This is a genomic window from Mesorhizobium sp. ISC15, assembly GCF_037162615.1.
GTDB lineage: Bacteria > Pseudomonadota > Alphaproteobacteria > Rhizobiales > Rhizobiaceae > Mesorhizobium > Mesorhizobium mediterraneum.
On the sequence record NZ_JAVSPX010000001.1, the window covers coordinates 6,771,382 to 6,784,385 of the forward strand.

Annotated in this window: 7 protein-coding genes and 5 pseudogenes; 7 read left to right on the forward strand and 5 right to left on the reverse strand. The window is 60.2% G+C overall.

Annotated features, from left to right (window positions below; translation table 11 throughout):
- The first annotated feature begins 975 nt into the window (after positions 1-975).
- From RPG13_RS32500 to RPG13_RS32510, 3 genes are all read left to right on the forward strand, one after another.
- A complete protein-coding gene (locus RPG13_RS32500; RefSeq protein WP_337126927.1) occupies positions 976-2,346 on the forward strand; it encodes a hypothetical protein in 1,371 nt (456 codons plus the stop codon).
- A 216-nt stretch (positions 2,347-2,562) separates the two neighbouring features.
- Positions 2,563-4,125: a XopAG/AvrGf1 family type III secretion system effector gene (gene xopAG / locus RPG13_RS32505; RefSeq protein WP_337126928.1), complete on the forward strand. Its 1,563-nt coding sequence runs from the start codon at positions 2,563-2,565 to the stop codon at positions 4,123-4,125.
- 42 nt (positions 4,126-4,167) lie between these two features.
- Positions 4,168-4,749 (forward strand): hypothetical protein, encoded by a 582-nt coding sequence (locus RPG13_RS32510; protein ID WP_337126929.1) that lies wholly within the window; start codon positions 4,168-4,170, stop codon positions 4,747-4,749.
- Between the two features lie 254 nt (positions 4,750-5,003).
- Here RPG13_RS32510 and RPG13_RS32515 read toward each other — a convergent pair.
- Positions 5,004-5,123: pseudogene (locus tag RPG13_RS32515) on the reverse strand (IS630 family transposase); the annotation flags it as partial.
- A 74-nt stretch (positions 5,124-5,197) separates the two neighbouring features.
- Between RPG13_RS32515 and RPG13_RS32520 the strand changes: the two are divergent.
- A complete protein-coding gene (locus tag RPG13_RS32520) occupies positions 5,198-6,226 on the forward strand; it encodes an IS110 family transposase (protein ID WP_337126930.1) in 1,029 nt (342 codons plus the stop codon).
- A gap of 265 nt (positions 6,227-6,491) precedes the next feature.
- Here the strand turns inward: RPG13_RS32520 and RPG13_RS32525 are convergent.
- Positions 6,492-6,669, reverse strand: a pseudogene (locus tag RPG13_RS32525) (IS630 family transposase); the annotation flags it as partial.
- 1,153 nt (positions 6,670-7,822) lie between these two features.
- Here RPG13_RS32525 and RPG13_RS35050 point away from each other — a divergent pair.
- Entirely contained in the window at positions 7,823-8,059 is a 237-nt protein-coding gene (locus tag RPG13_RS35050; protein ID WP_442921377.1) for a hypothetical protein, read from the forward strand.
- A gap of 184 nt (positions 8,060-8,243) precedes the next feature.
- On the opposite strand, the pseudogene RPG13_RS32530 reads toward RPG13_RS35050, so the two are convergent.
- A pseudogene (locus tag RPG13_RS32530) lies at positions 8,244-8,435 on the reverse strand (DDE-type integrase/transposase/recombinase); the annotation flags it as partial.
- Positions 8,436-8,691: 256 nt separating this feature from the next.
- Here RPG13_RS32530 and RPG13_RS32535 point away from each other — a divergent pair.
- The gene (locus RPG13_RS32535) at positions 8,692-9,804 is read left to right on the forward strand and encodes an IS110 family transposase (RefSeq protein WP_337126931.1); all 1,113 of its coding nucleotides are present in this window, start codon (positions 8,692-8,694) and stop codon (positions 9,802-9,804) included.
- A 60-nt stretch (positions 9,805-9,864) separates the two neighbouring features.
- On the opposite strand, the pseudogene RPG13_RS32540 reads toward RPG13_RS32535, so the two are convergent.
- Positions 9,865-10,410: pseudogene (locus tag RPG13_RS32540) on the reverse strand (IS6 family transposase); the annotation flags it as partial.
- Positions 10,411-10,500: 90 nt separating this feature from the next.
- A pseudogene (locus tag RPG13_RS32545) lies at positions 10,501-10,789 on the reverse strand (recombinase family protein); the annotation flags it as partial.
- A gap of 84 nt (positions 10,790-10,873) precedes the next feature.
- Here RPG13_RS32545 and RPG13_RS32550 point away from each other — a divergent pair.
- The gene (locus tag RPG13_RS32550) at positions 10,874-12,619 is read left to right on the forward strand and encodes an alpha,alpha-trehalose-phosphate synthase (UDP-forming) (RefSeq protein WP_337126932.1); all 1,746 of its coding nucleotides are present in this window, start codon (positions 10,874-10,876) and stop codon (positions 12,617-12,619) included.
- Positions 12,620-13,004: the final 385 nt, after the last annotated feature.

Here is a 13,004-nt window from a genome sequence, read left to right on the forward strand (position 1 = left end):
GGCCTGACTATTTAGCGACCACCGGATTTGCAAATACTGCAGTTACCGCAGGGAAGCCGAGCGGAACGTCGTAGGAGGAGCATTCACTTGGGGATCCCTGCAACCAAGCCTTTTTCGTGCTGCGAAGCACGCCGCAAGATCCAGGCCAGTTTGCGCAGCGAGAACATGCGCGTCCGTTTTGCTGGACGTGGTTGCCTTCGCAACAAATTGGCGGATGGTTGACATTCGGCTGTCTGCTTCGGACAAAGAAGAGCCATCAGGATTCCGCGAGCTCACCGCATGGTTTTCGGCACAAGTTCATCAGCGGCCTTGCACGCAATGACCAGGGAATATCCCTGGCGGCAAGAGCAGAGTTGCTCGGCAACAGTCCTCAGTCACCACCTGGATCCCTCCCAGACTCGCGACACGCGCCCCGCTGGCTGAGCTGGCAGGTTCCACCCTCTCGGCACGGAAGGGCTGAGATCAATGTCGGTCGTTCAAGTGGCGCATCATTTGCACATCAGGATATGCCTGCAACAAACCAGGCACCCGATGGGCCATGATTCCCGATGGGCATAATAGTCGTTGATCCGTAAGGGGTGAATCATGAGGAACATTGACGTGCGTGGCAAGGCGCCCATGCCGTTTGCTAGCGCCATGGACCGTGATACCACGGACGATCCTCCCGCCGGGCCGCTTGTTCGGCTTGAAGAAGCCGGCGGAGCATCCAGCTCTGTGGTGGAGCAGACGCGCTCTGAGTTTCAAGCCCCACGCGCGAGGGAGGAGCAACCCAGCAGTATCCTTTCTCTATTGTTTGAACAAGGTGACACAGCTGAGAGGCTTATCCCGATCGACCTTCTGAGCTTGACGCAATCAAGTCCTGAACTGCGTGCTGTCGTCCAGCTAACTCCGGCATATCAAGAAAGGTATCAAAGGGCCGTCCGAGTTCAGGCCATCTGGAACAGGTTGACGGAACAGCAATCCGGAGCAAATCCCTTGGCTGGGCTGATGTATTCCGGCGTGATCCAATCACTGGCGCACAATTTCAATTGCCTCCTAAGTGCGCAGAAGGTAGCTCTCGTCGCCCTAGTCGAGGGGCTTGACGACCCTGAGATGCGCAACTCGGCCCTGGAGGAGATCGGAGCCGATTTGGCTGGCCTCCCGCCCGAGCTGCAGCAGCGTCTCGTCGCCCTCGCCGAGGGACTTGAAGATGCAAATCGCGCCACAGCCTTATGGGGCCCCGGAGCCGGCGTAGCAAGGCTTGCGCCTGAGCTGCAGCAGCGTCTCGTCGTCCTTGCCGAGGGACTTGAAGACGCCGAAGATTGCGTCTTCGTCCTACGGGGCTTCGGAACAGGCGTGGCAGGGCTTGCACCCGAGCTGCAGCAGCGTCTCCTGGTCCTCGCCGACGGCATTGACGAACCAAACTATCGCGCCTTGGCCCTCAGCGCCCTCGGAGCAGACGTCACTGGGCTTACGCCCGAGTTGCAGCAGCGTCTCGTCGTCCTCGTCGAGAGGCTCGACAACCCGGGGCATCGCGCCTCGGTCCTCGAGGTCCTTGGAGCCGGCGTGGCGGGGCTTCGCCCGCGCTCCAGCTGCGTCTCGTCGTCCTTGCCGAGGGACTTGACCCCTTGCATCGCTCCCGAGCTCTGGAGGGCCCTGCAGCAGCGCCTCGTCGCCCTCGCCGAGGGACTCGGTGAGCCCGAAGATGGCGCCAGGGCCTTACGCGGCTTCGGAGCAGGCTTGACAGGGCTTGCGCCCGAGCCCCAGCAGCGCCTCGTGGCTCTCGCAGAGGGGCTCGACCAGCCCTGGAATCGCGCCTCGGCGTTGGTGGCCCTCGGAATAGACGTCACAGGGCTTGCGCCCGAGCTGCAGCAGCGTCTCCTGGTCCTCGCCGACGGCATTCACGAACCAAACTATCACGCCTTCGCCCTCAGCGCGCTCGGAATAGGCGTCACAGGGCAGGCGCCCGAGTTGCAGCAGCCTCTCGGCGTCCTCGCCGAGAGGCTCGACAACCCCGGGCATCGCGTTTTGGCCCTCGAGGTTCTTGGAGCCGGCGTGGCAGTTTTTGCGCCCGAGCTGCAGCAGCGTCTCGTCGTCCTCGCCGAGGGACTTGACAGCGCCAATCGCGCCTCGGCCCTACGGGGCCTCGGAGCCGGCGTACCAAGGCTTGCGCCCGAACTGCAGCAGCGTCTCGCCGTGTTGGCCGAGAGCATCGACGACCCCGAGTATCTCGTAATGGCTCTAGCAGGCCTCCGGCAAGGCTTGGCGGGCCTTGCCCCCGAGCTACAAAGGCGCATCGCTGCCCTTGCCGACGGACTTGACGAGCCGGAGTATCGGGCTCGCGCCCTGGCAGCACTATTGCCCTAAGACAGGCGGAAGAACGAGTTACGGCTTACGGATCGCCTTCAAGGCCTGTTGAACACGCGGAGGCCGATCGGAGGAGATAAGAATCTGTCGGGCTTGAAGGCGGCAACATTATCGAGGATGGCGACGTGATGATCAATGACCCCTCTGACAATCCGTTCGATGTCGTGCCCGCAACTGTTGAGGCTGCATCATGGGCTTTGCTAGAGGAGCGGTGAGATGCGAATCGGGAATAACCAACTTAACGGCTTTTCGGCGTTAGACCGGCGCCTCGTTGACGGGCTGGCAGAGGCTCCGAGCGCCGTGACTGCGTTCCACGAAGCGCATCAACTTGCTGTGTTTCATTCCCGGAGTGCGGCACCCTCACCTGCGAAGAATCCAGCACAGCAGAAAGGTGGTGAGGAAAAGGATGGTGAGGGTGCGCCAGGCGGAACGGGCGACGGATCAAACCTTTTCGCGCGGGCGGTGAAGTACGGCCTGTGCCTCGCGGGCGCGGGCTGCGCCTACGATAAGATCGCCAACGATTTTCCCCTTTCCACCACCTCGCTACATGATGGGAGAAAGGGCTTTACCAGCAACCAACGGCTTAGGACCGCCCAGGCGAAGGCGAGGGAATATTACACGCGCTATCACGGCGCCAGCCCCGATGCTAAGCGTTTGAATGGGCGTCCCCTCATTCCAATCCGCATTTTCGGGGACAACCAGTTCGTAGCTATGATCGACTACCGGGCGGCGACCCGCGTCCACGTCGCGCGCTTGGCGGATTCTGCCAATGCTCGCCGGTCAATCATTCTGAACCTAGCCTGCATGAAGGGCCATCTTGTGAAGGACGAGTGCGTGTCTAAGTACCGACCGCCTCAGGTGCCGAAAGATCCGGACCTGACGCAGAGTCCGCTATACGACAAAAAGAACAAGTACGCGCTGACCGGTGTGCTCAATGACGATACCGGCGCGTACGGCTACACCTCGAGATCGGCCACTCGGCCTTTCGTGAACAAGGGCGCGGAGCATTTCCGGAATACCTTGCAAAGCAAAAAGGGGCTAACTTTCAAGCAATGCACCGAGACGCTCGAGTCGCTGCTCGATCAGGATCGTGCACTTGGCGAAGAGGCCCAGTTCGCGGCCGGCCAGGCCATCCTAAACTTCAGGCAAGTCTATGCTTCTAAAGCGCACTGGGGAAATGCCGAGAAGGTCGTGATGAAAACCCTCGCCGAACATGGTTTTCTGTCACTGGCGGAAACCGAGAAGCTGGACGCGTCTCTGATGTTCGAGGATCCGCATAAAAACAAGCTGAAGCGCAACACCAGCTTGGTGGGGCCGTGGCTGCATAAACTCGACACCCGGCGTCAGGAGAGGCTATCAGGTTACCATCCCGCGGTCATCGAGGACCTGAATCGCAGGGAAATCGAAGACATGAAAAACCTGCCCATCGCTCACTTCAAGTTGAATGAGAAAGGCAACGGATTCGAGGATTGCTCAGGCCTCGGTGACTCGTTCACATGCGCCAACGCCGTCGCCTGCATCAACCATGCGCGCTTAATGAGCGGACAGCAATGTCTCTCAAAGGAAGAGGTCATTGTCATTATAGCGTGCCTCAACGCAGTCTACGACGACACGAGCTCGATCCGGCATACGCTCCATGAGATAGCGCGTGGCTGTTTCGCGGGTGCTGGGTGCACTATCGAGGATGCCGATAAATTCTACTCGGATGTCTGTCACAAGGCGGCAGAAGAGCATTATGGCGGCAGGAATCTCCGGAGCCTGGATACCAGACGCTACTAGCTTCGGAGACTACGAAAGTCCATCTGTTCAAAGGAGAGTGGTTTGACACTCAATTCAATCGACCAATTCAGCACGGCATCTTCGATGCAGGAGTATATTGCCGTACAAGATCAGCACCTAGGCGACTTGCAACTCATTCCGCCTAATGCGACTCCCGCAGATGACCATGGAGGAATCCGGCACCCTGACATCGGCGGGTCGATGCGGATGCCGCCGCGGTCCGGCCTGCATAGCAAAGACGGTTCACTGTGGTCGCGCGTTAAGTCAGCAGTTAGGAAAGCGGTTGGAGAATGTTGCGTCGGAAAGCCCTCTAGCGGATCGGCGCAGGCGTCTGGCAAGGAGTCCTCGTCGGTTCTCCGCTCATCAGATGACATCGGATATCTCGTTGGCCCGTTATGGGACCACCACCGCTGGGACAATGGCGGCCAACTAATGCCGCGTGAAATCATTCTTGAATTGGGAAAACTCGGGTTCCTACCGGGCCAGCGCAACCAAGATCAGCCGGCACGCTTCCAGATTAACGGTGAGCACTACACGGCCGAGGCGAAGCTAACACCGAATTCCGACGTGGTGTTTGGCCAACTCAGACAAGTTTATCTCATCCATAACCCTCAAGACGCCTGAAGGCCGTGGAGGTCACATTAACCGCCGATCAGTGTGGCCGGATGGGCGGGTGCTACCCCTCACCCGGGCCGGACTTGCACCGGCTGGAACTCGCCAGCTTGGCCTGGTGCACTTCACCACCACGGCTCTTTACCGCAGCAGCGCGGACTGGTTTGAGACGTGCTCCTGAAAGGCGATCCCAGAGGGCCGGCCCCATCGCCAACGTAGCTTTACGCTACTGTCTTAGTCCATGCTGAATTCCTTCCGCTGCTGTAAAGCACACTCTCTTCGATGAAGACAAGCCGGGCAGGATCGAGATCGAGCTGTCCGGCGAACCAGGTGCGACGGCGCTTCAGGACGTCCAGAGGGTCTTGCTCCAGTTCATGTGCGCACTTTTATGGAATGGCCCGCCCTCCTTCGAGGGCATCGCGCTAGGATGCCGGTGTTTGGAACCGGAGAAGGACGAGCCATGACGATCATGATACTGGGAATTGACCTTGGCAAGAACAGCTGCAGCGTTGCGGGATTGGATGCGGACGGGAAGGTGGTTCTGCGCCGCCGCATGCAACCGAAAACGATTGTGGGCTTCGCCTCGAAGCTTGCGCCCTGCACGGTTGCAATGGAAGCCTGCTGCGGCGCGCATCATCTGGGTGGGCTTCTGAGCGACCAGGGACATGAGGTCCGACTGATGTCGCCGGAATACGTGCGTCCTTACGTGAAGGCGCAGAAGAACGATGATCGGGACGCTGAAGCCATCGCCGAAGCCGCGACACGGCCGACTATGCGATTTGTCGAGCTGAAGACGGCGGAGCAGCTGGACATCCAGTCGCTGCATCGGGTTCGTTCAAGGCTGGTGGGCGCGCGCACGACGCTGACCAACCAGTTGCGCGCCATTCTGCTGGAGCGCGGCACGACTATCGCACAGGGACGCCGCAAGCTCGAGCAGGCTGTGGAGGCATTGCTCGCCGATCCGGACTTCATGGCCGGCCGCATTCGCCGCCTGCTTGCGGAGATGCGGGAGGAATGGCTTGATCTCGACCGCCGTATCGAGGCTTTGGATCGGGAGTTCGTCGGACTGGCCCGCAACGATGCAGCCGCTCGGCGCCTGACGTCGATCCCCGGTATCGGTGTTCTCAATGCCACCGCTCTCGTCGCCGCTGTAGGGGACGACTCGTCCTTCGCAAGAGCCCGTGATCTCGGCGCATGGCTGGGGCTCGTGCCCCGGCAACATACCACCGGCGGCAAACCCAGGCTGCTCGGCATCTCCAAGCGCGGCAACAAATACCTGCGCACGCTGCTGATCCATGGGGCAAGGGCGGCCTTGCCGTCGCTGGCCCGAAGCCAGACGTTGCTGGGCGCGTGGCTGCGTAGCCTGCTCGTCAGACGGCATCGCAACACAGTGGTGGTGGCGCTGGCCAACAAACTCGCCCGCATCGCATGGGTGATATTGCGTCGCGAGGCACCCTTCGAGGCCGACCGGGCCACGGCAACCGCCTGAAATAATTAGGTCAGCGGCGACACGAATGGACGCCGCCCGACCGATGATGTCTGCGAGAGGACTTTGAAAGATGGCCTGACGGTCGAACCGACGTTCTGGAAGCCTGGTTCAAAAGATGGCGCTTCGACGCCGTGACTTTTATGAGGCCCGGAGCGTGCGGATCTCCATCTTGGCGACGGCAATCAGCCGACACGCCGTATACGTTGATGCAGACCAGCCGCCATCAGAAATAAACCTCTTGCCGACGGGCGGGCCATACGTTTTTGAACGTCCAGCCGCGCTCGCCAAGCCAGGCGTTCAGGGCACTGCGGCTGATACCTGCCGACCGCTCGACCGACAGCCGTTCGACCATCTCGTCCAGCGTGATGTCCTTGCTCCCTCGATTCATGCGCATCGTGGCTTGAACCGCGCCGCCAACACCGTGGCCGAGGTGTCCGCTCGCCCAGGCCGCGGGCGTGCTGATCGGATCACCCGCTGTCGCTGAGGCTCTCGCCGCAGGTTCACCGCTATTGCCTCAAAAATGTCGGCTCCACGACACGCTGTGTGGGGTTTGTCAGGTCCGCGCCACAGGCTTGGTAAGCCGATGTGTTGTTTGCCGTCGGCTAAAGAGCTGAACAGCAAGCATAAACTTCTGTCGCCGGCTCGATCCGTCAGATTGGAACGAGATTTGCACCCTTGAGGGTGAGACGACGGCAGCAGCCGACCGGCTCTCCTGTCGCGGACCCCGCGATCGACATAACCAAGGAAGGAGCCCAGCATAGCACAGGCACCGCCAGCCGAGAACTCCCCGATGGCCGGCGCGAGCCATGGGTCGGTGGTAGATCGGCTGGTCGGCATCGACCTCGCTCGGGGCCTGGCTGTCTTCGGGATGTGTGCCGCCCATCTCGGTCCCGACCCCGGCGAAGGAGGACTAGTCGGGTTTCTGATGGAACTAACCCATGGGCGGTCGTCCGCCTGTTTGCCGTATTGGCCGGTTTTTCGATCCTCGTGATTACCGGCCGCAAGGCGCCGAAGTCGGGCATAGCCGGTAGACAGGCCATTGCCAGAGTCGCAATTCGTGCACTTGTTTTGTTCGCGCTTGGCTCAATCCTGGTCTGCCTCGGCACCCCGGTCCTGAACGTTCTGCCATACTACGGAATCTGCTTCTTGTTGGTCCTGCCGCTCTGTCGGCTCAGTGCAGAGCCGCTCGGCTTCCTCGCTGCGGCGACCGCATTAGTTCTACCCCAATTGCGCTTCCACCTTGCAGCAATGTTTGGCTCCGAGATCCGTACTTCGACCCGGTGTTCAAGCTCATGGTCAGCGGCAGTTACCCCGCGATGAGCTGGGTTCCTTTCGTGATCGCAGGCATGGCCATGCGCGCCTTGACCTTAGTACGCAAGCAATGCATTGGCGCCTTGGCCTGGCGGGGGTAGCGCTGGCTGTGTTGGGCCATTGCGGATCCTTCCTCGCGCTGCGTTTGCTGCCTGATGTACCCGGCGATCTGCAGGAATCCGCCGGGTGGTGGTCGGACGGCGGCCACCTCCCTGGTCGTCGCCATGGATAGCCGCACCCCATAGCCAAACGACGTTCTCGATCGTGGGCAGCACCGGTTGCGCAATGATCATCTTGGCGGCTTGCTTGCTCGCTATGGATGCGCTCCCGCATCTGCGAAAGCTGGTCTGGCCAATAATCGCAGTCGGCTCGATGTCTTTGACCGCCTATGTCCTGCACATTATAGGAATATGTTTTCTTGGAGGAGGCTCTGGCCTGTGCGTTCTCGTTGGCTTCATAGTGGCTGTAAGCACTTTCGCGGTGCTTTGCCTGCGCGCCACTGGGGACCGATGGAAGCGCTGATGGGTAGGATCGCAGATCTCGCGCGTCACATCCACTGAGCACACATCAGCCGAGCGAAACCCGATGTCAGCCATCAGGCAGTAGCCGCCTCCCCTGCCGATGAAGGATGCATTCGCCGTGCTATTTTTCGGGTTCTGTCGCAGATCGTGCTTTTGGTCACAACGGGACGCTTTCGCGCAGATGATCATGCTGCAAGGATTTCGAACTGCTCTGCGATCGAGGGACGTGGATTATAGGCGAACCTCGCCTGTCGTTTGCGCATCATGTGGACCATCTCGATGCCGGACAGGGTGACCGCGGCGGCGTGCGTCGATTTGAAACCGAGCATCGGCCGCACCCGGCGCTTGATGCGCCGATGATCCTGCTCGATGCGGTTATATTATCAGGCATGAATCGGCGCGACGCGCCAATCCGTATTTTCTTGCACGGATGGATCGACTACCGTCCACCTACCGGGATTGGGGTGTCGGGAGCACGCATGGCGGGCAGGCCGAAGTACCTGATGAACCGAGAGTTCGAGTTGTTATCTGGCCGCCCCCTTCGACTTGCCCGGTTGCGCTGCGAGCGCGGATCCGTAGTTGTCGTGTAGCCCGCCGGCTCCCATGGTTGCTGACCCTGGAAAGGAGCTGGGAATGAGAATCATTGCCCTTGATGTCCACCGATCATTCGCTCAAATGGCGATCTTGGAGAAACGCAAAATCCGGGATGCCGGGAGGATCGATCTCGAACACGGTCGTCTGTTGCAGTTCGCCACGAAACTCAAGCCGGATGACGAGATCGTCATCGAGGCGACAGGCAATACGAGCGCGATCGTCCGGTTGCTCTCGCCCTTTGTGGGCAGGGTGGTCATAGCCAATCCGATCCTGGTTCGGGCCATCGCCTGGGCCAAGGTCAAGACCGACAAGATCGACGCGGCAGTGCTGGCCAAGCTCCACGCGAGCGGCTTTCTGCCTGAAGTCTGGATGCCGGATGAAGAAACCGAGACGCGTTGTCGCGTGGTAGCGGAACGAACGCAGCTCGTCTCCCAAATGACCCGTCTCAAGAACCGGATCCATTCGGTTCTGCATGCCAACCTGATCCCGCCCTACAAAGGCACGCTGTTTTCGAAGCGCGGCAGGGCTTGGCTGGAGGCTCAGCCGCTCGCCGAGGATCAGCGCCGTGTCGTCCTTCGCCATGCCGGTGAACTCGATCGCCTTGGTGGTGAGCTTGCACAAGTAGACAAGAGTCTCGCGCAGACGGCCCTTCAGGAGCCTCGGGTCAAGCGACTGATGACGATCACCGGCGTGAACGTCACGGTCGCGCTGAGTATCGTGGCGGCCATTGGCGATGTCGAACGGTTCTCATCACCGGAAAAGCTTGTCAGCTATTTTGGGCTCAACCCGCGGGTCCGGCAGTCCGGTGACAAGCCGGCCTACCATGGCCGCATCACCAAACAAGGCCGAGCCCACGCGCGATCGATGCTGGTCGAGGCGGCGTGGGTCATTTCCGGTGTGCCTGGTCCGCTGCGCGCCTTCTTCATGCGCATCCGTGGCGCTCGGGCGCCGCACATGAGGTGCGACGATCATAGGCTGCGCGACAGGGTTGCAACCTCGACCCTGCTCTTCGCCACGCGGTCACCCGAGCCGCGAAAGAATAGCAAAATCAGCTTCGCCGATCCATCCCGCAGCCGGCGAACGATAGCGACGTGCTCGCTCCGTCTAGGCCAAGCCGCGCATACCGCGCGATGGCCTGCCGGCCAGCCCTGACCTCGCTGCGCGCGACGCTATCTCGGCCGTCCGCCAGGACAGAACGCGTGAGAGCACACCTCCGCACATCGGAGCAGAACGGCCCTTGTCAAATACATCCGTGAGGTATTGGCTTTGGCGGATGCGGATCGGCTTCGACCGGCGCCGGGAGCAATTCTGCAATCGACTTGTGGCATCGCAGGAAACGAGGGCTTCCCGGTTGGTCTGACTGCCGTCGATGACGATGCGATCGGGACGGCCATGGCGTGCCAACGTGGCGGCCGGCAAATCCCGGTATTCACTGAACCAGAACTCGACGGTGTCGCCGACGCTGTCGATGGCGCGATAGAGGTACATCCATCGCCCGCGCACCTTGATGTAGGTCTCGTCCGCATGCCATTTGCCGGTCACGGCGCGCTTGCGCCGGTTGAAGCGTTCCATCAGCAGCGGCGCGAAATGAACGACCCAGCGGTGCACAGTCGATTGGTCGACGTTCAGGCCGCGTTCGGCGATCATCTCTTCCAGATCGCGCAGGCTGAGATTGTAGGCCAGATACCAGCGCACGCACAGCAAGATCACTGACCGGTCAAACAAGCGCGCTCCCCGAAAGAGAGGCCTTCGTGCCAGATATGGGTTGCCATTTCGTTTGCGACAGAACTCTTCCGACTTGGCCCCGCCCGCCTTGCCATAGACGATTGTGAGCAGGTCCTGGCTGGCCGGCTTGCAATGACAATTGCTATTGCGGACACGGCCATCGACGATCTCGGCGCGCTTCTTGCTCTTACCATAGACATAGGCTCCGGCGTAGAATGGGTTCTTCAGAATCAAAGATTTCGTTGTGGTAGCGGATCGGAACCCAGTCGAAGGACAACATCTTCTTTGCCGTCGGACGGCCGGGGGAAATGCACGCCGTCGTCGGTCATCGAGATCAGCACCTGGCGCGCACTGCCGATCTCGCGGAAACGCGCGAATATGAGGCGGATGGCCCCTTTTGCAGGCGAATGTCGACGGCCATCCTCAAAGCCGAATCGAGTAGCTCATGGAACTTCCGCACAGGGGATCGGCAAGGCACTTACGACGGAGATGGAAAATGGATAGAATCAATAACGCTGCTCACGCAGCAGCCTCAGCAATGCAACACGCAGCCTTTGACCAGCATCTGCGCGAGGCAGCACAGCATTGCACGCAAGAATCCAGTGCAGATCCTTCCCCTTGTCCTTGCTCCGCCCAGCAAAAGGACCATATCAGTGAGGCAACGCAGCAGCCAAAACTTGTCGTCATCTCAAATCGGGTTGCTGCATTCGACCCGCTTCAACCCAAGACGGGCGGGCTTGCTGCGGCCCTCGAGCCTGTGGTGGAACGCTTTGGCGCAGTCTGGATGGGCTCCTCGGGCAATTTGGGCGACGGCACCGAGCCCTTGGACATCGGGCAGCACGGCGAGGGCCAAGTGGCGAAGCTCGATATGCCGCGCGAGCACTATTCTGGGTACTACGAAGGTTTCGCGAATTCGATATTGTGGCCGGCGTTGCACTCGCTGCCTGACCGGATGGCCGCCTCCGCAAATCATTATGAAAGCTATCAGGAGATCAACAAGTTCCTGGCGGGAGCCGCTTTCCAGTTCCGGGATCGAGATGCAATCTGGGTGCATGACTATCACTTTCTTCCACTCGGCGCTGGTCTGCACAAGCTCGGTGTCGACAAGCCGATCGGCTTTTTCCTGCATACGCCATGGCCAGCACCTGATGTGATGGCGCGAGTGCCTAATCATCGTCAGCTCATGCACTCGATGCTCGACTACGATCTGCTCGGCTTTCAGACCAACTGGGACCTGAACAACTTCCGCGACTGCCTGCGTACCCATCTCGGATTGGAAGTCGAGCACGGTGTGGTGGTTTCGAGCCGCCGACAGACGCGTTGTCAGAAATTTCCGATCGGTATCGATCACAAACAGTTCGCACAGTATGCCTCGGAGTCGCTTGCGAAACCGTATATCGCGTCTTTGCAGAAGAAACTCAACGGCGCGAAGCTTGCAATCGGGGTCGACCGGCTCGACTACAGCAAGGGTATCGACGCCCGGATTGAAGCCTTCGATAAGGTCTTGACAGACCAGCCGCGCTGTATAGTGCTCCTGCAGATCGCCAACCCGTCGCGCACCGAAATCGAGGCCTATAAAAGTTATAAGCGCAAGGTTGAGAGCCTCGTCAAACGTGTCAATGACGAGCATGGCACGGACGAGTGGAGGCCCATCCTCTATGAGTATAATGCTTTCACCCAGGCTCAACTGGCAGGCCTCTACCGCACTGCGCGTGTTGGCGTGGTGACGCCAGTGCGTGACGGCATGAATCTGGTTGCGAAAGAATATATTGCTGCGCAAGATCCGGATGATCCCGGCGTTTTGGTGCTATCGAAGTCTGCAGGTGCGGCCGAAGACTTCAATCACAACGAAGCGCTGCTGGTGGATCCGAACAGCCCCGACGAGATCGCGACCGCGATTTCCAAAGCGGCCAACATGCCGCGCGAAGAGCGCATCCAACGCTGGCGGCCAATGATGGATAAAATTGAAGCATATACGATCCATGATTGGTCGGCGGACTTCGTACGGGAACTGGACAAAAGCCGGGTCACGGTGCCGGCGGATCACTTCCGACATCTCGGCTTCGGCTGGATCAACGAGACGCAAATGCCCTCGTATCGGACTGCCGCCGAGTTGGACGCCGCGCTAAAGCGCGCGATGGATAGACATTGGATCCTGCCGCCTACCGGCAGCTCCGTCTCCGGAGCGTCGCCGGAGTCGATCGCGATCGCTTCGGTCGTAGGAACGCGATCGGGATCCTGATTGCTCGGCTGAAGCCATGTGAGCGGGACGATTGGCAGCGGCGATGACGGCACGCTCTGTCTCGAAGATGATCTGCGTCTGCCCGTTTGATAGATCGGCCGCGGCAGGGCGCGGTGCCTGATCGAAAAGCGATAAGTCTATCAGCGGCAGGTCATGGTGCGCCAATTGAGGATCCGCGCCCAGGACCTTTGCTCCGCCTGCGGCAGCTCCGGGACAAGAGCGGGGGGACGTCGCCGATAACCCAGTGCAGCGTGTTATCGGACGCGCGATGCACGAACGGCTCGCGCAAGCGAAGCAAAGTGGCTGTGTTGACCGGAATCACCACCGGCCATTCCAGTCCCTTGGCGCTGTGGATGATGATGATCTCGATGGCGTCGCCTTCGGC

What these genes read in the sequence shown, in the direction of transcription:
- xopAG (WP_337126928.1), top strand. Translation starts at nt 2,563, where the DNA reads ATGCGAATCGGGAATAACCAACTTAACGGCTTTTCGGCGTTAGACCGG.
- RPG13_RS32520 (WP_337126930.1), top strand. Translation starts at nt 5,198, where the DNA reads ATGACGATCATGATACTGGGAATTGACCTTGGCAAGAACAGCTGCAGC.
- RPG13_RS35050 (WP_442921377.1), top strand. Translation starts at nt 7,823, where the DNA reads ATGATCATCTTGGCGGCTTGCTTGCTCGCTATGGATGCGCTCCCGCAT.
- RPG13_RS32535 (WP_337126931.1), top strand. Translation starts at nt 8,692, where the DNA reads ATGAGAATCATTGCCCTTGATGTCCACCGATCATTCGCTCAAATGGCG.
- RPG13_RS32550 (WP_337126932.1), top strand. Translation starts at nt 10,874, where the DNA reads ATGGATAGAATCAATAACGCTGCTCACGCAGCAGCCTCAGCAATGCAA.